Raw genomic sequence first — 25,381 nt, forward strand, 5'->3', positions numbered from 1 at the left:
TGACTGCCGTAAGCCAACTCATGATTAGGAGCGTCACACAATGAAATCGAACAAGACCCTGCTGACCACTTTGCTTTCCATGGGCCTGCTGGCCAGTGCCGGTGCTACCCAGGCGGCTGGCTGGTGCGAATCGGGTAAACCGGTGAAATTCGCCGGCCTGAACTGGGAAAGCGCCATGCTGCTGACCGACGTGCTGCAAGTCGTGTTGGAGAAAGGCTACGACTGCAAGACCGACAGCCTGCCGGGCAACTCCATCACCATGGAAAACGCCCTGAGCAGCAACGACATCCAAGTGTTCGCCGAAGAGTGGGTCGGCCGCAGCGAAGTCTGGAACAAGGCCGAGAAGGCCGGCAAGGTCGTCGGTGTCGGCGCTCCGGTGGTGGGTGCCGTCGAAGGCTGGTACGTGCCGCGCTACGTGATCGAAGGCGACGCCAAGCGCAAACTGGAAGCCAAGGCGCCGGACCTGAAAAACATTGCCGATCTGGCTAAATATTCCGCGGTATTCAAGGACGCCGAAGAGCCATCCAAAGGGCGTTTCTACAACTGCCCGGCCGGCTGGACCTGCGAGCTGGATAACAGCGAAATGCTGAAAAGCTACGGCCTGGAAAACAGCTACACCAACTTCCGTCCAGGCACCGGCCCGGCGCTGGATGCGGCGGTACTGTCGAGCTACAAGCGTGGCGAGCCGATCCTTTTCTACTACTGGTCGCCAACCCCGCTGATGGGCCAGATCGACGTGGTCAAACTGGAAGAAAAACCGGGTGTCGACAAGCGCGTGACCATCAAGGTCGGCCTCTCCAAGACTTTCCACGAGCAGGCCCCGGAACTGGTGACCGTGCTGGAAAAGGTCAACCTGCCGATCGACCTGTTGAATCAGAACCTGGGGCGTATGGCCAAAGAGCGGATCGAGTCGCCAAAACTGGCCAAGATCTTCTTGAAGGAACATCCTGAAGTCTGGCACGCGTGGGTGAGCGAAGACGCAGCCAAGAAAATCGACGCGGCCTTGTAGGTTGAGCCTCTCCGACTGTCGGCAACGGCAGTCGGATGCTTGATCGCAACCCCTTGATTGAGAGTCTCTTATGTTTCCCGAAAGCTTTACCTTTTCCATCGCCGACTGGGTCAACGGTTGGGTCGATACGCTGGTCACCAACTACGGCGACGTGTTCCGCAGCATCTCCGACACCCTGCTGTGGGCCATCGTCAATCTTGAAGGGCTGCTGCGTGCGGCGCCCTGGTGGCTGATGCTGGCGATCGTGGCGGGCGTGGCCTGGCACGCGACCCGCAAAGTCGTGACCACGGCGGTCATCGTCGGCCTGCTGTTCCTGGTGGGCGCGGTCGGTCTCTGGGACAAGCTGATGCAGACCCTGGCGCTGATGATGGTGGCGACGGTCATCTCGGTGCTGATCGGTATTCCGTTGGGCATTCTTTCTGCGCGCAGCAATCGCCTGCGTTCGGTGTTGATGCCGTTGCTGGACATCATGCAAACCATGCCGAGCTTCGTGTACCTGATCCCGGTGCTGATGTTGTTTGGCCTGGGCAAGGTCCCGGCGATTTTCGCTACCGTTATTTACGCTGCGCCGCCGCTGATCCGCCTGACCGATCTGGGTATTCGCCAGGTTGACGGTGAAGTGATGGAAGCGATCAACGCCTTCGGTGCCAACCGCTGGCAGCAACTGTTCGGCGTGCAACTGCCGCTGGCCCTGCCAAGCATCATGGCCGGGATCAACCAGACCACCATGATGGCCCTGTCGATGGTGGTGATCGCCTCGATGATCGGTGCCCGTGGCTTGGGTGAAGACGTATTGGTGGGGATTCAGACCCTCAACGTCGGACGTGGTCTTGAGGCCGGTCTGGCGATCGTGATTCTGGCAGTGGTGATCGACCGCATTACACAGGCGTACGGTCGTGCACGGCATGAGGTGAGCAAATGAGCAACGCAGCCATCAGCAAGATCGAAGTCAAAAACGTCTTCAAGATTTTCGGCAACCGTTCCAAGGATGCGCTGGCTATGATTAGCCAGGGCAAAACCAAAGACCAGGTACTGGCCGAAACCGGTTGCGTGGTTGGCGTGAATGACCTGTCGCTGAGCATCGGCACCGGCGAGATCTTCGTGATCATGGGCCTGTCGGGTTCCGGCAAGTCGACCCTGGTGCGTCACTTCAACCGCCTGATCGACCCGACCAGCGGCGCGATCCTGGTGGACGGCGTGGACATCCTGCAATACGACATGGAAGCCTTGCGCGAATTTCGCCGGCACAAGATCAGCATGGTGTTCCAGAGCTTCGGCCTGCTGCCGCACAAAAGCGTGCTGGATAACGTCGCCTACGGCCTGAAAGTGCGTGGCGAGAGCAAGCAGATGTGCGCCGAGCGCGCGCTGCACTGGATCAACACCGTGGGCCTGAAGGGCTACGAAAACAAATACCCGCATCAGCTTTCCGGCGGTATGCGCCAGCGTGTGGGCCTGGCTCGCGCCCTGGCGGCGGACACCGACATCATCCTGATGGACGAAGCTTTCAGCGCCCTCGACCCGCTGATCCGCGCCGAAATGCAGGACCAGTTGCTGGAACTGCAAAAGACCCTGCACAAGACCATCGTCTTCATCACCCACGACCTCGATGAGGCCGTGCGCATCGGCAACCGCATCGCGATCCTCAAGGATGGCCGGCTGATTCAGGTCGGCACGCCACGAGAGATCCTGCATTCGCCGGCGGATGAGTATGTAGACCGGTTCGTACAGCGGCGGGCTGCGGTGGTTTGAGGTTGATCGTTTTTGTGGCGAGGGAGCTTGCTCCCGCTGGGTTGCGAAGCGGCCCTGAAAATCTGCGACCGCTGCGCGGTCGAACGGGAGCAAGCTCCCTCGCCACAGGTGTCATACGTCCATGAATTTTGTATGAGGCTCTAGATGTCCCAGGCTGAAAAAATCGTTATCGCCGATGCCCCGTTGCGTTGGCAGGATGTGGTCGCGGTCGCCCGCCACGGTGCGCAGCTTGAGCTGTCGGCCCAAACCTGGGCGCGGATCGAGAATGCCCAGGCGATCGTCCAGCGCATCGTCGCCAGCGGCGAGCGCGCCTATGGCGTCAACACCGGCCTGGGCGCCTTGTGCAACGTCTCGCTCAAGGATGAACAACTCAGCCAGCTGTCGCGCAACACCTTGCTCAGCCATGCCTGCGGCGTCGGTGCTCCACTGTCCGACGAGCAGACTCGCGCGATCCTCTGCGCCGCGATCCACAACTACAGCCATGGCAAATCCGGCATTCACCGCCGGGTGGTCGAAGCATTGCTGGCGCTGCTCAATCGCGGCATCACTCCGCAGGTGCCGTCCCAGGGGTCGGTCGGTTATCTGACCCACATGGCCCACATCGGTATCGCGCTGCTGGGCGTCGGCAATGTCAGCTATCGCGGGCAGATCGTTTCTGCACAACAAGCCTTGGCCGAAGAAGGGCTGCAACCGGTTCAACTGGGTGCCAAAGATGGTTTGTGCCTGGTCAACGGCACACCGTGCATGACCGGCCTCAGCTGCCTGGCCCTGGCCGATGCAACGAACCTGGTGCAGTGGGCCGATGTGATCGGCGCCATGAGCTTCGAAGCCCAGCGTGGTCAGATTGCCGCGTTCGATGCCGAGATCATTGCGCTCAAACCGCATCCGGGCATGCAACAGGTGGGTATCAATCTGCGGGCGTTGCTCGACGGCAGTGAAGTGATCGCCAACAGCAAAGGCATTCGCACTCAGGATGCACTGAGCATCCGCTCGATTCCGCAAGTGCACGGCGCTGCCCGCGATCAGCTGGAACACGCCAGAAAGCAGATCGAAACCGAGCTCAACTCCGCGACCGATAACCCGTTGCTGCTGGGCACTCCGGACAATTTCCGCGTCATGTCCCAGGCCAATCCGCACGGCCAATCAGTTGCTTTGGCGGCTGACTTGCTCGCCATTGCCATGGCCGAAATCGGCTCTATTGCCGAGCGTCGCCTGGACCGCTTGGTCAACCCGCACGTCAGCGGTTTGCCAGCCTTTCTGGTGGCCAACCCGGGCGTGAACTCCGGGATGATGATCGTGCAATACGTCGCGGCGTCGCTGTGTGCGGAAAACCGCCAGTTGGCGCAGCCGGCGGTGCTCGATAACTACGTCACTTCGGGCTTGCAGGAAGACCACCTGAGCATGGGCACCAACGCCGCGCTGAAGCTGCATCGCGCGTTGGAAAACTGCACGCAGATCCTCGCCATCGAGTACCTGTTGGCGGCTCAGGCTTTTGAATTCCTGAAAGAACAACGCTTCGGCGCCGGCACCGATGCCGCGTGGCGCCTGCTGCGCGAACGTATTCCGGCCTACGACCAGGACCGCTGGCTGGCGCCAGACATCGCCAGCGCCGCTGCTGTTTTGAAAGACCCGATTTTGCTGCACAAGGCTGTACCGAACCTCAACTGATTTCCACAACCACCAGCGTGCCAAGGCGCGGCCCCTCCAAAAGGCGGGAAGCGACGGACAACGGATATCTCCGGAGCGTCTGGTTAGTTAATAAAAATGCTCTCAAAAGGAGAATGAATGTGACTGCGCTTAATTTGATTCCCGGCCAACTGAGCCTTGCCCAACTGCGTGATGTGTATCAGCAACCGGTCAAAATCACTCTCGACGAAAGCGCTTCGGCGCAAATCGAAGCCAGCGTTGCCTGCGTGGAACAGATCCTCGCCGAGAACCGCACCGCGTATGGCATCAACACCGGTTTCGGCCTGCTGGCCTCGACCCGCATCGCCAGCGAAGACCTGGAAAACCTCCAGCGCTCGCTGGTGCTGTCCCATGCCGCCGGTGTCGGCGAGCCGATCAGCGACGCCCTGGTGCGACTGGTCATGGTGCTCAAGGTCAACAGCCTGAGCCGTGGTTTCTCCGGCATTCGTCGTCAGGTGATCGACGCACTGATCGCGCTGATCAATGCCGAGGTTTACCCGCATATTCCTCTGAAAGGTTCGGTTGGTGCATCCGGCGATTTGGCGCCGTTGGCGCACATGTCGCTGGTACTGCTGGGTGAAGGCAAGGCGCGCTACAAAGGCGAATGGCTGCCCGCCACCGAAGCGCTGAAAGTCGCCGGTCTGACACCGCTGACCCTGGCAGCGAAAGAAGGCCTGGCGCTGCTCAACGGCACTCAGGTGTCCACCGCCTACGCCCTGCGTGGCCTGTTCGAAGGCGAAGATCTGTTTGCCGGCGCCCTGGCTCTTGGTGGCCTGACGGTCGAAGCGGTATTGGGTTCGCGCTCGCCATTCGACGCACGTATTCATGCTGCTCGCGGCCAGAAAGGCCAGATCGACGCCGCTGCTGCTTACCGCGATCTGCTGGGCGAGCGCAGTGAAGTGTCCGACTCGCACCAGAACTGCGAAAAGGTCCAGGATCCGTACTCCCTGCGCTGCCAGCCGCAAGTCATGGGCGCCTGCCTGACCCAGTTCCGTCAGGCCGCCGAAGTGCTTGCCATCGAAGCCAACGCCGTATCGGACAACCCATTGGTGTTCGCCGCTGAAGGCGACGTGATCTCCGGCGGTAATTTCCACGCCGAGCCGGTGGCCATGGCTGCCGACAACATGGCCCTGGCCATTGCCGAAATCGGCTCCCTGAGTGAACGCCGCATTTCGCTGATGATGGACAAGCACATGTCGCAACTGCCGCCGTTCCTGGTGGCCAATGGCGGCGTGAACTCCGGCTTCATGATCGCTCAAGTAACGGCTGCGGCACTGGCCAGCGAGAACAAGGCGCTGTCCCATCCGCATTCGGTGGACAGCCTGCCGACTTCCGCCAACCAGGAAGACCACGTGTCCATGGCGCCGGCTGCCGGCAAGCGTCTGTGGGAAATGGCCGAGAACACTCGCGGGATTCTCGCGGTGGAATGGTTGGCGGCGGCCCAGGGTCTGGATCTGCGCGACGGTCTGAAAACCTCGCCAAAACTGGAAAAAGCCCGCGCGATCCTGCGTGCTGAAGTGCCGTTCTATGAGAAGGACCGCTTCTTTGCGCCGGACATCAATGCGGCCAGTGAGTTGTTGGCGACGCGTTGCCTGAATGGCCTGGTGACGGCGAAGTTGTTGCCTAGCCTGTAATAGCTCCTTCCCTGATGATCGTTCCCACGCGGAGCGTGGGAACGATCATTTAGCGTCGAATAAGAATAATTAAGGACGAGAGATGCAACAGCCAGCAAAAGGTTTGAAACGCGGGCTCTCTGCCCGACATATTCGCTTCATGGCACTGGGGTCGGCGATCGGCACCGGGCTGTTTTACGGTTCTGCCTCGGCCATTCAAATGGCCGGCCCCGCGGTCCTGCTCGCTTACCTGATCGGTGGCGCGGCGGTGTTCATGGTCATGCGCGCCCTTGGCGAAATGGCGGTGCATAACCCGGTGGCCGGTTCTTTCGGCCAGTACGCCAGCACCTATCTGGGGCCAATGGCGGGCTTTATCCTCGGTTGGACCTACGCATTTGAAATGGTCATCGTCGGTATGGCCGACGTGACCGCATTCGGCATTTACATGGGGTTCTGGTTTCCGGAAGTCTCCCGCTGGATCTGGGTGCTGGGCATCGTTTCGGTGGTCGGCGGCTTGAACCTGTGCAACGTCAAAGTCTTCGGCGAAATGGAGTTCTGGTTGTCACTGCTCAAGGTCGCGGCCATCGTCGCGATGATCCTTGGCGGTTTCGGCATCATGCTGTTCGGCATCAGCAATGCGCCCGGTGCCCAGGCGACCGATATCAGCAACCTCTGGACCCAGGGCGGCTTCATGCCCAATGGCGTGGGCGGCTTGATCGCCTCGTTTGCGGTGGTGATGTTTGCCTTTGGCGGTATTGAAATCATCGGCGTTACCGCCGGTGAAGCCAAAGACCCGCAGCATGTGCTGCCTCGCGCGATCAATGCCGTACCGTTGCGAATCCTGCTGTTCTACGTGCTGACGATGCTGGTGCTGATGTCGATCTTCCCGTGGCAGCAGATCGGCAGCCAAGGCAGCCCGTTCGTGCAGATTTTCGACAACCTTGGGATCAGCTCGGCGGCGACCATCCTCAACATCGTGGTGATCTCGGCGGCGGTGTCGGCCATCAACAGTGACATCTTCGGCGCGGGCCGCATGATGTATGGCCTGGCTCAGCAAGGGCACGCACCGAAAGGCTTCGCTCGCTTGTCGCGCAATGGCGTGCCGTGGCTGACGGTGATGGTGATGAGCTGCGCGCTGCTGCTGGGTGTGTTGCTGAACTACCTGATCCCGGAAAACGTGTTTCTGCTGATCGCCTCCATCGCGACCTTTGCCACGGTGTGGGTCTGGCTGATGATTCTGTTCACCCAGGTGGCCATGCGTCGCTCCATGAGTGCCGAGCAGGTCGCACAATTGAAATTCCCGGTGCCGTTCTGGCCCTATGCGCCGATGGCGGCGATTGCCTTCATGCTGTTCATCTTCGGCGTGCTGGGCTATTTCCCGGATACCCAGGCGGCGTTGATCGTCGGCGTGGTCTGGATTGTGTTGCTGGTGCTGGCCTACCTGACGTGGGTCAAACCGGCGGCAGGCAAGGCGGTACCGGTGGAACAGGAACCCATTTTTTCTCATCGATAACCTAACGGAGGCCAAGGATGAAAACGCTCTGGCAACACTGCCACGTCGCAACCATGGCGCAAGGCGTCTACTCGATCATCGAGGATGCGGCCATCGTGACGTCCGGTGCGCACATTGAGTGGATCGGCCCACGCGCCGAACTGCCGGCCGGCGAGTACCCGGCGGTCAATGACTTGAGCGGGGCCTGGGTCACCCCGGGCCTGATCGACTGCCACACCCATACGGTATTCGGCGGCAACCGCAGCGGCGAATTCGAGCAGCGCCTGCAAGGCGTCAGCTACGCGGAAATCGCCGCTGCCGGCGGCGGCATTGCCAGCACCGTGCGCGCCACCCGCGCCGCCAGTGAAGACGAACTGTTCGCCAGCGCCGCCAAGCGTCTGAAAAGCCTGATGCGTGATGGCGTGACCACCGTCGAAATGAAATCCGGCTACGGCCTGGACCTGGCCAGCGAACGCAAGATCCTGCGGGTGATCCGTCGTCTCGGCGCCGAGCTACCCGTTAGCGTGCGCAGCACGTGCCTGGCGGCCCACGCCTTGCCGCCGGAATACACCGACCGCGCCGACGCCTACATCGATCACATCTGCAGCGAAATGCTCCCGGCCCTGGCGGCCGAAGGGCTGGTGGATGCGGTAGACGCTTTCTGTGAATACCTGGCGTTTTCGCCAGAGCAGGTCGAGCGGGTGTTCGTCGCCGCGCAGAACCTCGGCTTACCGGTGAAGCTGCACGCCGAGCAATTGTCATCGCTGCACGGTTCGAGCCTGGCGGCGCGTTACCACGCATTGTCCGCCGATCATCTGGAATTCATGACCGAAGACGACGCCATCGCCATGGCCAAGTCCGGCACCGTCGCGGTATTGCTGCCCGGCGCGTTTTACTTCTTGCGGGAAACCCAATTGCCGCCGATGGAAGCCCTGCGCAAACACGGGGTGAAAATCGCCATTGCCAGCGACCTTAACCCGGGCACTTCGCCGGCGTTGTCGTTGCGCTTGATGCTGAACATGGCCTGCGCCTGCTTCCGCATGACTCCGGAAGAGGCGCTGGCGGGCGCGACTATTCATGCCGCCACCGCCTTGGGCATGGGCCAAACCCACGGTTCGCTGGAAGCCGGCAAGGTCGCAGACTTCGTCGCCTGGCAAATCGATCGTCCGGCCGACCTGTCGTACTGGCTGGGCGGCGACCTGGAAAAACGCGTCGTGCGTCACGGCGTTGAATCAAATTTGTAGGAGAGCGGTTGTGGATAAGGTTCTGAACTTCAAACAAGGCCGCGTGCCACTGCTGATCAGCATGCCCCACGCCGGCCTGCGCCTGACCCCGACGGTGGAAGCGGGGTTGATCCCCGACGCGAAAAGCCTGCCGGACACTGACTGGCACATTCCACGGCTTTATGAGTTCGCTGCCGAACTGGGCGCCAGCACCCTGGCGGCCGAGTACTCGCGGTTTGTCATCGACCTGAACCGGCCGTCCGACGACAAGCCTTTATATGTCGGCGCCACCACCGGTCTGTATCCGGCGACGCTGTTCGATGGCGTGCCGTTGTTCCGCGAAGGGCTGGAGCCGTCGGCTGCGGAACGGGCGACGTATCTGGAGCAGATCTGGACGCCGTACCACCGCACCTTGCAGGAAGAACTGGCGCGGCTGAAAGCCGAGTTCGGCTACGCGCTGCTGTTCGACGCGCACTCGATCCGTTCGGTGATTCCGCACCTGTTCGACGGTAAACTACCGGACTTCAACCTCGGCACCTTCAACGGCGCCAGTTGCGATCCGCAGTTGGCCACACAGCTGGAAGCGATCTGCGCGAAGCACACCGATTACAGCCATGTGCTGAACGGTCGCTTCAAGGGCGGTCACATCACCCGGCATTATGGCAATCCGGCCGAGAACATTCATGCCGTGCAACTGGAGTTGGGCCAGTGTACGTATATGGAAGAGTTCCAGCCGTTCCGTTATCGCCCGGATTTGGCCGAGCCGACGCAAGTGGTGCTCCGGGAATTGCTGCAAGGGCTGTTGGCGTGGGGCGAAAAGCATTACAGCGCGTAACCCCGTGGCGAACAGGCCTTTGTGGCGAGGGAGCTTGTCGGATCGCACCGTCCCGCTCGGCGGCGAAGCCGTCGTAAACCCTGTTGGTCGGGCGTATCTGATGAAACTCGGTTGAATGGTTTGGGGGCAGCTTCGAAACCCAGCGGGAGCAAGCTCCCTCGCCATAGATTAGTGTTCACCTTGGTAACGCATCAGGACAGTCGCCACCGTGCAAAACACGGTCGCCACAGGTCACTTTTGCCGACTCGGCGCTGCGTAACGTTGTGGGCACGGTGCACAAAGACACCGGGCCCACAATAATCTGCTGCCGAGCGAGCCTTCCCGATGAAACGACTGTTCAACCGCTGTCTGTTAATCCTCACCGGCACTGCTCTTCTGAGCACCAGCGTTTTCGCCAACGACCCCGCTTCCTGCAAGACCGTGCGCATGGGCGTGGTCAACTGGACCGACGTCATTGCCACCAGCGGCATGGCTGATGTGCTGCTCAATGGCCTTGGCTATGAAAGCAAGCAAACCAGCGCCGTGCAGCAAATCATCTTCGCCGGCATTCGCGACAAACGCCTCGATATCTTCCTCGGCTACTGGAAACCGGCGATGGACAAGAACATCGCCCCGTTCGTCGCGGCCAATCAAGTGAAGGTCATGGACAAACCGAGCCTGGCCGACGCCCAGGCAACGCTCGCCGTACCTGACTACGTCGCTGCCGCCGGCCTGAAAACCTTCGCCGATATCGCCAGATTCAAGGAGCAGCTCGGCGGCAAGATCTACGGCATCGAGCCGGGCAGCGGCGCCAACACCACCATCAAAACCATGATCGAGACCAACCGCTTCGGTTTGAAGGACTTCAAGCTGATCGAGTCCGGTGAGGCCGGGATGCTCGCCGCCGTGCAGCGGGCGGTCAATCGCAAGGAGTTCGTGGTATTCGTCGGCTGGACCCCGCATCCGATGAACATCAACATGAACATCGCCTACCTGACCGGCAGCGAAGACGTCTATGGCCCGAACGAAGGCGCGGCGACCGTTTCCACCGTGACCGCGCCGGACTATGCAGAGCGTTGCCCGAACGTGAACCGTCTATTGGAAAACCTGACCTTCACCGCTGCCCAGGAAAGCCAGTTGATGGTGCCGATCATGGAGCGCAAGACGCCGCAGGATGTCGCCAAACAGTGGCTGCGTGATCATCCCGAAGACCTTCAGCGCTGGCTGGCGGGTGTCAGCAGTTTCGATGGCAAGGATGGCGTGGCAACCGTTCAGGCCAGTCTCAAAAATTGACCGCGGCAAAGGTTATCAATCAAAAACTTCGAACTGACTGGCTGTAGTCCATGGCTTGTTATCCACTCTCTGAACAGATGGCGGCTTTCGTCGAGAAAACCCTCAGCTTCAACAGCACCGACAGCAGCCTCGCCGGTATGCGTCAGGCCTACAGCGAGATGTGCCGGGCGTTTACCCCGCCACATCCCGCGGGGCTTGAGGTGGTCGATTTCGAGTTGGCGGGAGTCGCGGTGCGCGCCTGGCAACCACCGGTTCCTCCGCCGACCAACGGTTGGCCCTGCATTGTGTATCTGCATGGCGGCGGTTGGGTGGTGGGGGATCTGGATTCCCACGACTTCATCTGCGCCGAACTGGCATCGGTGCTCGGTGTGTTGGTGATCGCCGTCGATTATCGGCTGGCGCCGGAGCATCCGTTTCCAGCGGCGTTCAATGACTGTCTGAGTGTCTGGCGTGCGTTGCGCACGGGGCCGTTTCAACTCGACCCGGCGCGGACGCTGGTGGCTGGCGACAGCGCTGGCGGCAACCTTGCCGCTGCGCTGTGTCTGGCCTTGCGCGATGCCGGCGAACCGGCGCCTTGTGCGCAGGTGCTGATCTATCCGGGCCTGGGCGGTGATCACCGGTTGCCATCACGCGGCGAATGCGCCGACGCGCCATTGCTCAGCAGCAGCGATCTGGATTGTTATCACACGCTGTACCTGGGTGGTATCCGTCAGCCAACGGCCTATGCGATGCCCTTGCTCGCCGCCGACTTCAGCGGCCTACCGCCGGCGCTGATCGCTGTGGCGCAGTTCGATCCGCTACGCGATGACGGCGTGCTTTACGCCGGGCGACTCAACGCCGCCGGCGTGAGCGCAATGCTTTATTACGGTCAGGGGCTGGTTCACGGGTGCTTGCGGGCGCGGGGGCAGGTTGCCGAGGTCGACCGACTCTATGAAACCCTGCTCGGCTATTTGGCTGACAAGACGGGCTGACAAGCGCTGACGCTGCAAGGGGCATGCTCATTGAAGTAATTCGGGTTTATGATGCCGGACGGCAGAATAATAGAAGTCCCTACAGGGATGACCTCGACCCCTTACGGAGCGCGCAATGCAGACTTTGTACCCGCAGATCAAACCCCACGCCCGGCACGATCTGGCCGTCGATAAAACCCATACGCTGTATGTCGACGAAAGCGGTTCACCGGAAGGTTTGCCGGTAGTGTTCATTCACGGCGGCCCTGGCGCCGGGTGTGATGCGCAGAGCCGCCGGTATTTCGATCCGAACCTGTATCGCATCGTCACCTTCGACCAGCGCGGTTGCGGTCGCTCCACGCCCCACGCCAGCCTTGAGAACAACACCACCTGGGATCTGGTCGCCGATCTCGAGCGGATTCGCAAGCACCTGGGCATCGACAAATGGGTGCTGTTCGGCGGTTCCTGGGGTTCGACCCTGGCCCTGGCTTACGCGCAAACCCACCCGGAGCGCGTGCACGGTCTGATTCTGCGCGGGATTTTTCTCTGCCGTCCCCAGGAAATCGAGTGGTTCTACCAGTGTGGCGCCAGTCGCCTGTTCCCCGATTACTGGCAGGACTACATCGCGCCGATCCCGCTGGACGAGCGCGACGACTTGCTCACGGCATTCCACAAACGCCTGGTCGGCAACGACCAGATCGCCCAGATGCATGCGGCCAAGGCCTGGTCCATCTGGGAAGGCCGCACCGCGACCTTGCGTCCGAACCCGCTTGTGGTCGATCGTTTCTCCGAACCCCAGCGTGCGTTGTCCATCGCCCGCATCGAATGCCACTACTTCACCAACAACGCTTTCCTTGAGCCGAATCAGCTGATCCGCGACATGGGCAAGATCGCCCATTTGCCCGGCGTCATCGTCCATGGTCGCTATGACGTGATCTGCCCGCTGGACAACGCCTGGGAACTGCATCAAGCCTGGCCGAACAGCGAACTGCAGGTGATCCGCGACGCCGGCCATGCGGCGTCCGAACCGGGGATCACCGATGCATTGGTACGCGCCGCCGATCAGATGGCCCGTCGCTTGCTCGACCTGTCGCCTGACGAAGCATGAAGGCCCTGCTGCAACGCGTGCGCGGCGCGCGAGTCGAGGTCGCGGGAGAGGTGGTGGGTGCGATAGATCAGGGGTTGCTGGTGCTGGTGGCGGTCGAACCCGACGACACGCAGGCCAGCGCCGACAAACTTCTGCATAAACTGCTTAACTATCGAGTATTCAGTGACGCCGAGGGCAAGATGAATCTGTCCTTGGCTGACGTGGACGGCGGGTTGTTGCTGGTCTCGCAGTTCACCCTGGCCGCCGATACCAAAAACGGGTTGCGTCCGAGTTTTTCGACTGCAGCCCCCCCGGCCTTGGGCGAGGCGCTGTTCGACTATCTATTGGGCAAAGCGAAACAGGTGCATGGCACTGTGGCATCAGGTAGATTCGGCGCGGATATGCAGGTGCACCTGGTCAATGATGGCCCGGTAACCTTCCTGTTACAGACGTGAAAGCGCTTGAAACATGTTTTTAAGGGCATTTCGGCTGAAAACAGAGGCTTTTCCCGATAAATACTTGCTTCCCCCTGATGCGTTGTAACGCGGCCTACTAGATAATCGCGCGCTACGGGGATCAGCGTTCGTTGGTCCATTTTGACTTAGGTAGAGACTTGTCCGCGGCCTGTTGGGGAATCATTTTGCCCCATGGGAGTCGGAACAATGCTCGCCAACTTGGCAAGAGTGGTCCGCAGGGTCGGTTTTTTCCACCGTACACCGTGCTGGCACTTTAACTGGCCGTTGGTTTTTTGATCTGTTTTCGGCGAGGGTTGCTCGTGATTGTTAGTCCCTGTAATGCACCAAAATTGTCTGCCAAACGGTTTCGAAATGCTCTGGTAGCGGGCTCTGCACTGCTCTGCCTGTTCAGCGCCGGCCAGCTTTGGGCATTCAATCTGGATGACGTATCGGTCAAGGCAAAAGAGCTGGCCGGGCAAAAATACGAAGCCCCGCGCAGTAACCTGCCGAATGAATTTCGTGAAATGAAATTCGCGGATTATCAAAAAATCCGCTTCCTCACCGAAAAAGCCGAGTGGGCTAACCAGAAAACCCCATTCAAGCTGTCGTTCTATCACCAGGGCATGCACTTCGATACGCCGGTGAAAATCAACGAAATCACGGCCAACACCGTCGAAGAGATCAAATACGACCCAAGTCGTTTCGATTTCGGCGATATGAAGTTCGATCCTAAAGCCACCGAGCAGCTGGGTTATGCCGGTTTCCGTGTGCTCTACCCGATCAACAAGGCCGACAAGCAAGACGAAATCATGACCATGCTCGGCGCGAGTTACTTCCGCGTCGTCGGCAAGGGCCACACCTATGGCTTGTCCGCTCGCGGCATGGCCATCGATACCGCTTTGCCGTCCGGCGAAGAGTTCCCGCGTTTCACCGAGTTCTGGATTCAGCAGCCGAAGCCGGGTGACAAGCACCTGGTGATCTTCGCCCTGCTGGATTCGCCGCGCGCCACTGGTGCCTATCGCCTGACCCTGCGTCCGGGCAGCGACACGGTCGTCGACGTCAAGGCCAAGATGTTCCTGCGTGACAAGGTCACCAAACTTGGCGTTGCGCCGCTGACCAGCATGTTCCTGTTCGGCGCCAACCAGCCGTCGAAAGTGCTGAACTACCGTCGCGAACTGCACGACTCCAGCGGTCTGTCGATCCATGCCGGCAACGGCGAATGGATCTGGCGCCCATTGAACAACCCGAAACACCTGGCCGTGAGCAACTTCTCGATCGAGAACCCGCGCGGTTTCGGCTTGCTGCAACGTGGCCGTGACTTCAGCCACTACGAAGACCTCGATGACCGCTACGACAAGCGCCCAAGTGCCTGGATCGAGCCGAAAGGCGATTGGGGCAAGGGTTCCGTCGATCTGGTGGAGATTCCTACCGCTGACGAAACCAACGACAATATCGTTGCTTTCTGGAGTCCGGAAAAACTGCCAGAGCCTGGCCAACCCCTGGACGTCGCCTATCGCATGCACTGGACCATCGACGAAGCCGCCCTGCATTCGGCGGACAGCGCCTGGGTTCAACAGACCCTGCGTTCCACGGGTGACGTGAAGCAGTCGAACCTGATTCGTCAGCCGGACGGCAGCGTGGCCTACCTGGTGGATTTCCAAGGTCCGTCCCTGCAAGACTTGCCAGAAGATGCTGAAGTACGCAGCCAGGTTAGCGTTGGCGACAACGCGGAACTGGTCGAGAACAGTGTCCGTTACAACCCTGAAACCAAGGGCTGGCGCCTGACCCTGCGGATGAAGATCAAGGATCCGGGCAAGTCCACTGAAATGCGTGCAGCACTGGTCAAGACCATCACGCCGGCCGAGACGATCAAGACCACGGCGCCAGCGTCCAGCTCTTCCGTTGCCAAGGCCGACAAGATCGCCGCCAAGCAGCAGGAGAAGAAGGACAAGGAGGCCAAGCAAGCTGAAGCGCAAGCCCAGCAAGTCAAGGACACCAAGGACAAGGACAACAAAGACGCCAAGCAGCCTGTCGCTGCCGAAGCGGCCCCTGCCACACCGGAATCGGCACCGACTGAACAAGTCCTGACCGAGACCTGGAGCTATCAGTTGCCTGCCGATGAGTAATTCACAAGTACAGCCACAAACGCTTGCCGAGTACCTGGCGCATTTGCCGATGACCGACGAGCAGCGCGCGGAACTCGCGGGCTGCAAGTCTTTCAGTGAGTTGCACGAACGTCTGTCGTCCCAGGCGTTCGACGCGCCGACCGATGCCGCCCAGGCGTCGGTCGGGCGGCGCCTGACCCTGAACACCGCCGAAGAACTGGCGGATGCGCAAATGTTGGGACTCGACGCCAGTGGTCGGGTTTGCCTCAAGGCAGCCCCGCCGATCCGTCGGACCAAAGTCGTTCCGGAGCCATGGCGCACCAATATCCTGGTGCGTGGCTGGCGTCGGCTGACCGGTCGCACCAACCCGCCGAAGCCGCCGAAAGACGAGAACGTGTTGCCAGCAGCTCGCTGGCGCACCGTCGGTTCGATCCGTCGTTACATTCTGCTGGTGCTGATGCTCGGTCAGACGATCGTCGCCGGCTGGTACATGAAAGGCATCATGCCGTACCAGGGCTGGTCGTTCGTCGATCTGGAAGAAGTCCTGCACCAACCGCTGCTGCAAACTGCGGCCCAGGTGCTGCCTTACGTGTTGCAAACCAGCATCCTGATTCTGTTCGGGATTCTGTTCTGCTGGGTGTCGGCCGGTTTCTGGACCGCGCTGATGGGCTTCCTCGAGTTGATCACCGGTCGCGACAAGTACCGCATTTCCGGCGCCAGCGCCGGCAACGAGCCGATCGCCAAGGACGCACGCACCGCATTGGTGATGCCAATCTGCAACGAAGACGTGCCGCGGGTGTTCGCCGGTTTGCGGGCGACCTTCGAGTCGGTTGCAGCCTCGGGTAACCTGGATCGCTTCGACTTTTTCGTGCTCAGCGACAGTAACGACGCCGATATCTGCGTCGCCGAACAGCAGGCCTGGCTGGACGTCTGCCGTGAAGCCAAGGGCTTCGGCAAGATCTTCTACCGCCGCCGTCGTCGTCGCGTAAAACGTAAAAGCGGCAACCTCGACGACTTCTGCCGTCGTTGGGGTGGTGACTACAAATACATGGTCGTGCTCGACGCCGACAGCGTAATGAGTGGCGAATGCCTGAGCAGCCTGGTGCGCCTGATGGAAGCCACGCCGGACGCCGGGATCATCCAGACCGCGCCGCGTGCGTCGGGCATGGACACCCTTTATGCGCGTATGCAGCAGTTCGCCACCCGCGTGTACGGTCCACTGTTCACCGCTGGCCTGCACTTTTGGCAGTTGGGCGAATCCCACTACTGGGGCCACAACGCGATCATCCGCATGAAGCCGTTCATCGAGCACTGCGCCCTGGCGCCGTTGCCCGGTAAAGGCGCGTTCGCCGGTGCGATTCTGTCCCACGACTTCGTTGAAGCGGCGCTGATGCGCCGTGCCGGCTGGGGCGTGTGGATTGCCTATGACTTGCCGGGCAGCTACGAAGAACTGCCACCGAACCTGCTGGACGAACTCAAGCGTGACCGTCGCTGGTGCCACGGCAACCTGATGAACTTCCGGCTGTTCCTGGTCAAGGGCATGCACCCGGTACACCGTGCGGTGTTCCTGACAGGCGTGATGTCTTACTTGTCGGCGCCGTTGTGGTTCTTCTTCCTCGTGCTGTCGACAGCCCTGCTGGCGACCAACACGCTGATGGAGCCGCAGTACTTCCTGGAACCGCGCCAGCTCTATCCGCTGTGGCCACAATGGCACCCGGACAAGGCGATCGCACTGTTCTCGACGACTATCGTGCTGCTGTTCCTGCCGAAGCTGCTGAGCATCATCCTGATCTGGGCCAAAGGCGCGAAAGAGTTCGGTGGCAGGTTCAAGGTGACGCTGTCGATGCTGCTGGAAATGTTGTTCTCCATGCTGCTGGCGCCGGTGCGGATGATTTTCCACACCCGTTTCGTGCTCGCCGCGTTCCTCGGCTGGGCCGCGACCTGGAACTCGCCGCAACGTGACGACGACTCCACGCCCTGGAGCGAGGCGGTCAAGCGTCACGGTCCGCAAACAGCGCTGGGTTTCTTCTGGGCGCTGCTGGTGATCTGGCTGAACCCGAGCTTCCTCTGGTGGCTGGTGCCGATCGTCGGTTCGCTGATGCTGTCGATTCCGGTGTCGGTGATCTCCAGTCGTGTCGGCCTGGGCCTGAAATCCCGTGACGAGAGCCTGTTCCTGATTCCTGAGGAATACAATCCGCCGCAGGCATTGCTGGCGACCGATCAGTACACCCACGAAAACCGCTGGCATGCACTGCACGACGGCTTCGTCCGGTCGGTGGTCGATCCACAGCAGAACGCGTTGGCGTGTGCGCTGGCGACGTCTCGTCACCGTCAGGCCGAGCCGATCGAATGGCTGCGCATCGAGCGGGTTCGCCATGCGATGAAGGTCGGGCCTGAAGGGCTGACCAACAACGAGCGCGTGGCCCTGCTGAGTGATCCGGTGGCACTGGGTCGCTTGCATGAGCAGGTCTGGAGCGAAGGCCATGCCGAGTGGCTGCAGGCCTGGCGCACTTCGGTGGATGCCGATCCGCATGCGCCGCTGTTGCCGCTCAAGCCGTTGAGCGTGCAGCCTCAGTTGGCATAATGAAAAACCCCGCGAAAGCGGGGTTTTTTTTGTGCTGATGATCGCTCCCGTGTTCTGCGTGGGAACGATCAAACAAATCTCCCTCAACCCCTTGTGCAAACGGCCGAGTGCGTTAGCATCCGTCCCCGAATTGGTGCGCCCGGACAACTTTCTGTTCGTATCTGCCGGTTTCCCAAAGGAAACCTGCGGTTTGCGTGCCTCACAATGCGATGGGTTTTGGGGACTTGAAGATGAAGAAGTATCTGTCGATGCTGCTGGTCGGCGTCACGGCATTGGTTGCAGTCAGCGCGGTGCAGGCCGGTGCCATCGATGACGCGGTCAAACGCGGCACGCTGAAAGTCGGCATGGACCCGACCTACATGCCGTTCGAAATGACCAACAAGCGCGGCGAAATCATCGGCTTCGAAGTCGACATCCTCAAAGCCATGGCCAAGGCCATGGGCGTCAAGCTGGAAATGGTATCCACCGGCTACGACGGCATCATCCCGGCCCTGCTGACCGACAAGTTCGACATGATCGGCAGTGGCATGACCCTGACCCAGGAACGCAACCTGCGCCTGAACTTCAGCGAGCCCTTCATCGTGGTCGGCCAGACACTGCTGATCCGCAAGGAGCTGGAAGGCACCATCAAGTCCTATAAAGACCTGAATACCGCCGACTACCGCATCACCTCCAAGCTCGGCACCACCGGCGAGATGGTCGCCAAAAAACTCATTTCCAAAGCCAAGTACCACGGCTACGACAACGAGCAGGAAGCGGTGCTCGACGTGGTCAACGGCAAGGCTGACGCCTTCATCTACGACGCGCCTTACAACGTCGTGGCGGTGAACAAGGTCGGCAACGGCAAACTGCTGTTCCTCGACAAGCCGTTCACCTATGAGCCTTTGGCTTTCGGCCTGAAGAAAGGCGATTACGACAGCCTCAACTTCATCAACAACTTCCTGCACCAGATTCACGAGGACGGCACCTACGATCGCATCCATGACAAGTGGTTTAAAGACACCGCTTGGCTCAAGGACATGGAGTAACACCTCTACTTGATCGTTCCCACGCTCTGCGTGGGAATGCCGCCCGGGACGCTCCGCGTTCCTTCGCAAGCGTGACGCAGAGCGTCACTGGATGCATTCCCACGCAGAGCGTGGGAACGAGCGAATCAGAGAAACGTTTAATGAAACAGAAAAAAGCCCAATGGCCCTGGCACGTATTAACCGTGCTGGTGCTGATCGGCCTGGCCGGCGCGTTGTACTACGCCACCTCGCTGATGTCCTACGAGTGGCGCTGGAACCGCGTGCCGCAGTACTTCGCCTACCACGCCGAAGAGTCCCAGCGTGCGGCCGACATCTCCACCGTCAGCGAGCTGGTGCGCAAGGGCGGCAAGGCTGAAGTCACCCTGCGCAATGATGCCGGGGATGAGCAGCACCTGACGGTTGACGACAACAGCCTGCAAGTCGCGCAAGGCGATGATGTGGCCGAAGGCGATGTGATCGGCGTGACCCGGCATTGGGCCGCCGGCCCGCTGCTATGGGGTCTCTGGACCACGTTGTGGTTGTCCCTGGTGTCTGGCGTGCTTGGCCTGCTGATCGGCCTGGCCACCGGGCTGTGCCGCCTGTCGAACAACCCGACCCTGCGCGACCTCTCGACGATCTACGTCGAGCTGGTGCGCGGTACGCCGCTGCTGGTGCAGATTTTCATTTTCTACTTCTTCATCGGCACCGTGATGAACCTCTCCCGGGAGTTCGCCGGGATCGCCGCGCTATCGCTGTTCACCGGTGCCTACGTGGCGGAGATCATCCGCTCTGGCGTGCAATCGATTGCACGCGGCCAGAACGAAGCGGCGCGCTCCCTCGGTTTGAGCGGTGGCCAGTCGATGCGCCACGTGGTGCTGCCGCAAGCGTTCAAGCGCGTGCTGCCACCGCTGGCCGGGCAGTTCATCAGTCTGGTCAAAGACACCTCGCTGGTGTCGGTGATCGCGATTACCGAACTGTTGAAAAGCGGTCGTGAAGTCATCACCACCTCGTTCTCGCCGTTCGAAATCCTGTTCTGCGTGGCCGGGTTGTACCTGTTGATCAACCTGCCGCTGTCGAAAATCGCCAGTCGGCTTGAGCGGAGGCTCGCGCAAAGTGATTGAAGTCCGCGATCTGATAAAAGTCTTCGACACCCGCGGCCAGGTGGTTCGCGCGGTGGACAACGTCACCACCCAAGTGGCGAAGGGCGAAGTATTGGTGGTGATCGGCCCGTCCGGTTCCGGCAAGTCGACCTTTCTGCGCTGCCTGAATGGCCTGGAAGCGTTCGACTCCGGTTCGGTGAGCATCGACGGTCTGCAACTGGCCGACCCGAAAACCGACGTCAATGCCTACCGCCGCGAAGTCGGCATGGTGTTTCAGCATTTCAACCTGTTCCCGCACATGACCGTGCTGGAAAACCTCTGCCTGGCCCAGAAAGTCGTGCGCAAGCGCGGCAAGAAGGAGCGCGAGGCCAAGGCCATGGTGTTGCTGGAAAAGGTTGGTATCGCTCAGAAGGCCCACGAGTTTCCATCGCGCCTGTCCGGTGGTCAGCAGCAGCGCGTGGCCATCGCCCGGGCGTTGGCGATGGAGCCGAAAGTCATGCTGTTCGATGAGCCGACGTCGGCGCTCGACCCGGAAATGGTCGGTGAAGTGCTGGATGTGATGAAGACCCTGGCCGTGGAAGGCATGACCATGGTTTGCGTTACCCATGAAATGGGCTTCGCCCGGGAAGTGGCGGACCGGGTGCTGTTCTTCGATCACGGCAAATTGCTTGAAGACGCCTCGCCGGCCGAGTTCTTCGATGCACCGAAGGATCCCCGTGCGCAGGCGTTTTTGCGCCAGGTTTTGTAACCGCATCGCCCAAAAAAGATCGCAGCCTTCGGCAGCTCCTACTACAGGCTGCCGAATGCTGCGATCTTTTTGCTTTGTGTGGTGTTAAACCTTGAATCTGCCCACCAGCATCTGCAAATGCGTCCCCAACCGCGCCAGCTCGACGCTGGAGGCCGCGGTCTCTTCACTCGCGGCCGAGGTCTGCTCGGACACGTCACGCACGTTCAACACGCTGCGATTGATCTCCTCGGCCACCGCGCTCTGTTGTTCGGCGGCAGCGGCGATCTGCTGGTTCATCGACTGGATCGCCGACACGGTACGGGTGATGCTTTCCAGTGAGCCACCGGCACGGCGGGTCAGTTCGACGCTGCTGTCGGTCAGGCTGCGGCTGTTGTCCATGATGGTCGCGACTTGCTGAGTGCCGGTTTGCAGGCCAACGATCAGCTCTTCGATTTCTTCGGTGGACTTCTGAGTACGCTGGGCCAGGCTGCGGACCTCGTCGGCGACCACTGCAAAGCCACGCCCGGCTTCACCGGCGCGAGCGGCTTCGATGGCGGCGTTGAGCGCCAGCAGGTTGGTTTGCTGGGCCACGGATTTGATCACGTCGAGCACGCTGCCGATCTTGTCGCTTTCGCGCTTCAGATCGCCCATGGCGGCAGTGGAATTGCCGACTTCGAGGGCCAGGCGCTCGATCTGGGCGATGGCTTCGCCGACCACCCTGTCACCCTCGCGGGCCTGCTGGTCGGCGGCGACGGCGGCTTCGGACGCTTCCTCGGCATTGCGCGCGACTTCCTGAACGGTGGCGGTCATTTCGTGCATGGCGGTGGCCACCTGATCGGTTTCGACCTTCTGACTGTTGACCCCGGCGCTGGTCTGCTCGGTAACGGCAGACAGTTCTTCAGCAGCGCTGGCGATTTGGGTCACGCCGTCGCTGATGCCGCCGATCAGTTCCCGCAGACTGACGACCATCCGCTGAAGGGTGCTTTGTAATTGACCCAGCTCGTCGCTGCGAGCGACCTCAAGGTTATGGCTCAGATCGCCCGAGGCAACACGTTCGACTGCCACCAACGTCTGTTGCAGTGGAACGACGATCTGCCGCGTAATGATCCAGGCTGCGAGCAGACCAAACGCCAATGCCAGGACGGTCACGATGATCAGCGTGCTTTTCGCTTGGGCCGTCTCCTGGTTACGTTTGTCGGTTTGCGAGCGGGTCAGTTGTGCGCTCAGGTCATTCAAGCGGGTCTCTTGATCCACCATCTTCTTGAGGGCGACGGCGCTGGCCACTTGCGAATCGCGGAACTGGCTGACTGCGACACGGTAGCCCTTGAGCGATTCGGTGGCTTGTTGCAGGTTGGCGCTGTGTTGTTCTGGCAGTTTGCCCGGCAGGCTTTCAAGGTTTTTCAGGGCGTTGTCGATGGCATCCAGCGCGGGTTGCTCGGCTTCGGGCTTGCCGCTGTAGGTATAACCGCGAACCTGGAAGCGCGCTTGCTGGAGCAGTTTGCTCAGCTCGACCACGTTGTTGAATTGAGTGACGCTGTCGCCTTGCAGCAAGGACTTTTCGACTTCTGTCACCTTGGCCACAGCGTTGTCGGCGGTGGCGCCGAGCTTGGATCGGGCCGATTCGCGGTTCTGCGTCGCTTGAGTCATGTCGGCAAAGGCGCGTTTGTAATCACCGATGGTGGCCAGTTGCTGATTGAGCACTTCCTGGTCCGAGATGCGCACAAACATTTTGAGGGCGACTTGCACGCCATCGTCAAGCTTGCCCAAGAGTTCGCTGACGGCTGCCGGGCCTTGTTCGCCACGGCGCATTTCGTAGTCGAGACGGGCGGTTCGCAAATCCTTGCCCAACTCGTTGAGGCCGGAGATGTAGCTCTGCTTGTCTGCGCGACTGATCACACTGCCCAGGCTATTCCAGCCAGTGAAAGTGATCAGGAGGGTCATGAGCAGCACGAGGCCAAAGCCGACACTCAACTTGCGATTGACGCTTACGTTTCCCAGTTTCTCGGCTAGCCATCGGTACATGCAGCGACTCCCTCGGACCATTGATTGGTTTTATGGGGACTGTATCGGCAGGCAGGCTGGAACCTGTAGGTGAGCAAAACCTGTGGCGAGGGAGCTTGCTCCCGCTTGGGCGCGAAGCGGCCACCGCTTTTCCCGGCAAGACCGCATTCACCTGTTTTACGACTGCTTCGCAGCCGAGCGGGACGGTGCGGCGATCCGACAAGCTCCCTCGCCACAAGGGTAAGTGTCTGGGTTAGAACAGCCGCGAAAGCAGTGCAGTGACGGCGGTTTCGACCCGCAGGATGCGCTCGCCGAGCTGCACCGGTTGCAGGCCGGCCTTGGCCAGCAGGTCGATTTCGTAAGGAATCCAGCCGCCTTCGGGGCCGATGGCCAAGGTCACGGGTTCGTCCAAGCCACGGGGGCAGGGCGGGTAATTGCCGGGATGACCGACCAGGCCGAAAGTGCCTTCAGTGATTGCTGGCAGGCGATCTTCGACAAAAGGTTTGAAACGCTTCTCGATGACGACCTCTGGCAGCACGCTGTCCCGGGCTTGTTCAAGCCCCAGGATCAATTGTTCGCGAATCGCCTCAGGTTCCAGGAACGGGGTTTGCCAGAAGCTCTTCTCGACGCGATAGCTGTTTACCAGAACGATTCGTGGCACACCCATGGCGGCCACGGTCTGAAACACCCTGCGGAGCATTTTCGGGCGTGGCAGGGCCAACACCAGGGTCAGTGGCAGCTTGGCTGGTGGCGGCTGGTCGAGGGTGACGCGCAACTCGGCTTCGTCGGCGTCCAGGCGCAGTACTTCGGCGGCGCCCATCAGCCCGTCGATACGCCCGACGCGCATGCTGTCACCCACTTCACAGCGATGGACTTCCTGCATATGGGTCAAGCGGCGATCGCGCAGGATCGCCCGGTCGGCCGCAATGAAATCGGCCTCCTCGAGGAGCAGCAGGTTCACGCTTGGGTCGCTGGCGGCTGATCGTTGTGATCGTCAGCCGGTTTTTCGTCCGGGTGCTCGCCGCGTTTGCTGATCAGGCTGCCGAACAGGACGCCGATCTCGAACAGCAACCACATTGGTACGGCCAACAGCGTCTGCGAGAAGATGTCCGGCGGCGTCAGGATCATGCCGACCACGAAGCAGCCGATGACCACATACGGGCGGATTTTCTTCAGGTAGGCGACGTTGACCACGCCGATCCACACCAGCAGCACCACGGCCACCGGGATCTCGAACGCCACGCCGAAGGCGAAGAACAGCGTCATGACGAAATCGAGGTAGCTGGTGATGTCGGTCATCATTTCCACGCCGGCCGGGGTGGCAGCGGCGAAGAACTTGAAGATCAGCGGGAACACCAGGAAATAGGCGAAGGCCATGCCGGTGTAGAACAGCAGGATGCTGGAGACCAGCAACGGCACGGCGATGCGCTTCTCGTGCTTGTACAGGCCTGGCGCGATGAAACCCCAGATCTGATGCAGGATCACCGGGATTGCCAGGAACAGCGAGACCATCATGGTCAGCTTCAGCGGCGTCAGGAACGGCGACGACACGTCGGTGGCGATCATCGTCGCGCCGGCCGGCAGGTACTGGCGCAGCGGCGTGGAGACGAAGGTGTAGATCTGCTGGGTGAAGGCGAACAACCCGGCGAAGATAATGAAAATCGCCGCTACACAGCGCAGCAGACGGGTGCGCAACTCGGTGAGGTGCGAGACCAGTGGCATGTGCTGGTCGTTTTCGGGGAGATCGCTCATGGGGCTCGCGGCGGCAAAGTGGTGTCGTGAGGCGCCGGGGTTGTCGGCGCAGCGGCAGGAGCAACAGGTTCTACTGGGCTGGCAGGCGCAGGTTCAGCAGCTGCAACCGCCGGCGTGACTTCAGCTGTTGGCGCATGAATCGTCGGCGTCGCCACAGGTTCCACCGGCGTTGGCTCCTGCTGGGTCGGCGTGAAAATCTTCCGCGCCTCCTGCTCCAGGGACAGAATGTGCTCGTTGTGCAGTTGCCGGCGAATTTCGTCGGCACCGATTTCACGTTCAACTTCCTGTTTGATCGCGTTGAAGCTGCGCTTCAGCCGCCCGACCCACAGGCCAGCGGTGCGCGCAGCACCCGGCAGGCGCTCGGGGCCCAGCACCAGCAGGGCGACGAGGCCGACGAGCAGCAGTTCAGAGAAGCTGATACCAAACATTAGTCAGTGCTCACGAGTCTTTGCGGATCGGCTCTTCGACTTTTTGCGCCTGCACGTCGATGGTGTGCGGCGGGTTCACAGACGTTGTGGCCTGTGGCTGGGTCGGCGGAACCGGTTGGGCCGGAGTCGCAGTCGGGTCGGCCGGTTTCTCTTCGTCGTTCATGGCCTTGCGAAAGCCCTTGATCGACTCGCCCACGTCAGTGCCGAGATTTTTCAGTTTCTTGGTGCCGAACACCAGCACCACGACAACCAGGATGACGATCCAGTGTTTCCAGTCAAAAATGCCCATGTTGCGTTCCTCTCTAA

At 60.7% G+C, this 25,381-nt stretch carries 22 protein-coding genes and 1 pseudogene; 17 read left to right on the forward strand and 6 right to left on the reverse strand.

The features are described 5' to 3' along the window. The first annotated feature begins 40 nt into the window (after positions 1-40). The 17 genes from FFH90_RS02805 to FFH90_RS02885 all read left to right on the forward strand — a co-directional run bounded on the left by FFH90_RS02805 (position 41) and on the right by FFH90_RS02885 (position 20,915). Positions 41-1,009: an ABC transporter substrate-binding protein gene (locus FFH90_RS02805; protein ID WP_018929183.1), complete on the forward strand. Its 969-nt coding sequence runs from the start codon at positions 41-43 to the stop codon at positions 1,007-1,009. A gap of 70 nt (positions 1,010-1,079) precedes the next feature. Continuing rightward, positions 1,080-1,931 (forward strand): proline/glycine betaine ABC transporter permease, encoded by an 852-nt coding sequence (locus FFH90_RS02810; protein WP_018929182.1) that lies wholly within the window; start codon positions 1,080-1,082, stop codon positions 1,929-1,931. After that, the gene (locus FFH90_RS02815) at positions 1,928-2,758 is read left to right on the forward strand and encodes a glycine betaine/L-proline ABC transporter ATP-binding protein (protein WP_018929181.1); all 831 of its coding nucleotides are present in this window, start codon (positions 1,928-1,930) and stop codon (positions 2,756-2,758) included. Before FFH90_RS02810 ends, FFH90_RS02815 begins: the two co-directional genes overlap by 4 nt. 144 nt (positions 2,759-2,902) lie before the next feature. Next, a complete protein-coding gene (hutH, locus tag FFH90_RS02820) occupies positions 2,903-4,426 on the forward strand; it encodes a histidine ammonia-lyase (RefSeq protein ID WP_064615898.1) in 1,524 nt (507 codons plus the stop codon). A 113-nt stretch (positions 4,427-4,539) separates the two neighbouring features. Continuing rightward, positions 4,540-6,078 (forward strand): histidine ammonia-lyase, encoded by a 1,539-nt coding sequence (gene hutH / locus FFH90_RS02825; protein WP_018929179.1) that lies wholly within the window; start codon positions 4,540-4,542, stop codon positions 6,076-6,078. An 82-nt stretch (positions 6,079-6,160) separates the two neighbouring features. Beyond that, complete coding sequence (locus tag FFH90_RS02830) at positions 6,161-7,570, forward strand: amino acid permease (protein ID WP_018929178.1); 1,410 nt, start codon at positions 6,161-6,163, stop codon at positions 7,568-7,570. A 17-nt stretch (positions 7,571-7,587) separates the two neighbouring features. Beyond that, a complete protein-coding gene (gene hutI, locus FFH90_RS02835; protein WP_138866659.1) occupies positions 7,588-8,793 on the forward strand; it encodes an imidazolonepropionase in 1,206 nt (401 codons plus the stop codon). Between the two features lie 10 nt (positions 8,794-8,803). Continuing rightward, complete coding sequence (hutG, locus tag FFH90_RS02840; RefSeq protein WP_018929176.1) at positions 8,804-9,607, forward strand: N-formylglutamate deformylase; 804 nt, start codon at positions 8,804-8,806, stop codon at positions 9,605-9,607. 324 nt (positions 9,608-9,931) lie between these two features. Further along, the gene (locus tag FFH90_RS02845) at positions 9,932-10,879 is read left to right on the forward strand and encodes a choline ABC transporter substrate-binding protein (RefSeq protein WP_064615903.1); all 948 of its coding nucleotides are present in this window, start codon (positions 9,932-9,934) and stop codon (positions 10,877-10,879) included. 50 nt (positions 10,880-10,929) lie between these two features. Then, entirely contained in the window at positions 10,930-11,850 is a 921-nt protein-coding gene (locus FFH90_RS02850; protein WP_138866660.1) for an alpha/beta hydrolase, read from the forward strand. A 115-nt stretch (positions 11,851-11,965) separates the two neighbouring features. Beyond that, positions 11,966-12,937: a prolyl aminopeptidase gene (pip, locus tag FFH90_RS02855; RefSeq protein ID WP_018929173.1), complete on the forward strand. Its 972-nt coding sequence runs from the start codon at positions 11,966-11,968 to the stop codon at positions 12,935-12,937. Next, the gene (gene dtd, locus FFH90_RS02860; RefSeq protein WP_018929172.1) at positions 12,934-13,371 is read left to right on the forward strand and encodes a D-aminoacyl-tRNA deacylase; all 438 of its coding nucleotides are present in this window, start codon (positions 12,934-12,936) and stop codon (positions 13,369-13,371) included. The genes pip and dtd overlap by 4 nt, the downstream gene beginning before the upstream one ends. A 320-nt stretch (positions 13,372-13,691) precedes the next feature. Next, positions 13,692-15,497 (forward strand): glucan biosynthesis protein G, encoded by a 1,806-nt coding sequence (locus FFH90_RS02865; RefSeq protein ID WP_026286649.1) that lies wholly within the window; start codon positions 13,692-13,694, stop codon positions 15,495-15,497. Beyond that, positions 15,490-18,060, forward strand: coding sequence for a glucans biosynthesis glucosyltransferase MdoH (mdoH, locus tag FFH90_RS02870; protein WP_111453930.1), 2,571 nt, complete (start codon positions 15,490-15,492; stop codon positions 18,058-18,060). The genes FFH90_RS02865 and mdoH overlap by 8 nt, the downstream gene beginning before the upstream one ends. A gap of 230 nt (positions 18,061-18,290) precedes the next feature. Then, positions 18,291-19,088: a transporter substrate-binding domain-containing protein gene (locus tag FFH90_RS02875; RefSeq protein WP_026345986.1), complete on the forward strand. Its 798-nt coding sequence runs from the start codon at positions 18,291-18,293 to the stop codon at positions 19,086-19,088. A gap of 140 nt (positions 19,089-19,228) precedes the next feature. Beyond that, entirely contained in the window at positions 19,229-20,188 is a 960-nt protein-coding gene (locus FFH90_RS02880) for an amino acid ABC transporter permease (RefSeq protein WP_111453929.1), read from the forward strand. Next, complete coding sequence (locus FFH90_RS02885) at positions 20,181-20,915, forward strand: amino acid ABC transporter ATP-binding protein (protein WP_007936789.1); 735 nt, start codon at positions 20,181-20,183, stop codon at positions 20,913-20,915. The genes FFH90_RS02880 and FFH90_RS02885 overlap by 8 nt, the downstream gene beginning before the upstream one ends. Before the next feature lie 84 nt (positions 20,916-20,999). Here FFH90_RS02885 and FFH90_RS30555 read toward each other — a convergent pair whose 3' ends face one another. From FFH90_RS30555 to FFH90_RS02910, 6 genes and pseudogenes are all read right to left on the reverse strand, one after another. Beyond that, a complete protein-coding gene (locus FFH90_RS30555) occupies positions 21,000-21,863 on the reverse strand; it encodes a methyl-accepting chemotaxis protein (RefSeq protein WP_371917767.1) in 864 nt (287 codons plus the stop codon). Beyond that, positions 21,855-22,937, reverse strand: a pseudogene (locus tag FFH90_RS30560) (methyl-accepting chemotaxis protein); the annotation flags it as partial. The pseudogene FFH90_RS30560 and the gene FFH90_RS30555, both read right to left, overlap by 9 nt. Before the next feature lie 211 nt (positions 22,938-23,148). Next, positions 23,149-23,856 (reverse strand): 16S rRNA (uracil(1498)-N(3))-methyltransferase, encoded by a 708-nt coding sequence (locus FFH90_RS02895; RefSeq protein WP_138866661.1) that lies wholly within the window; start codon positions 23,854-23,856, stop codon positions 23,149-23,151. Beyond that, positions 23,853-24,647 (reverse strand): twin-arginine translocase subunit TatC, encoded by a 795-nt coding sequence (gene tatC, locus FFH90_RS02900; RefSeq protein WP_018929165.1) that lies wholly within the window; start codon positions 24,645-24,647, stop codon positions 23,853-23,855. Before tatC ends, FFH90_RS02895 begins: the two co-directional genes overlap by 4 nt. Beyond that, a complete protein-coding gene (tatB, locus tag FFH90_RS02905) occupies positions 24,644-25,075 on the reverse strand; it encodes a Sec-independent protein translocase protein TatB (protein ID WP_028939612.1) in 432 nt (143 codons plus the stop codon). The genes tatC and tatB overlap by 4 nt, the downstream gene beginning before the upstream one ends. 10 nt (positions 25,076-25,085) lie before the next feature. After that, positions 25,086-25,364, reverse strand: a complete 279-nt coding sequence (locus tag FFH90_RS02910; protein ID WP_018929163.1) for a twin-arginine translocase TatA/TatE family subunit — start codon at positions 25,362-25,364, stop codon at positions 25,086-25,088. Positions 25,365-25,381 lie beyond the last annotated feature (17 nt).

It is taken from the genome of Pseudomonas sp. ATCC 43928, from assembly GCF_005938665.2.
GTDB lineage: Bacteria > Pseudomonadota > Gammaproteobacteria > Pseudomonadales > Pseudomonadaceae > Aquipseudomonas.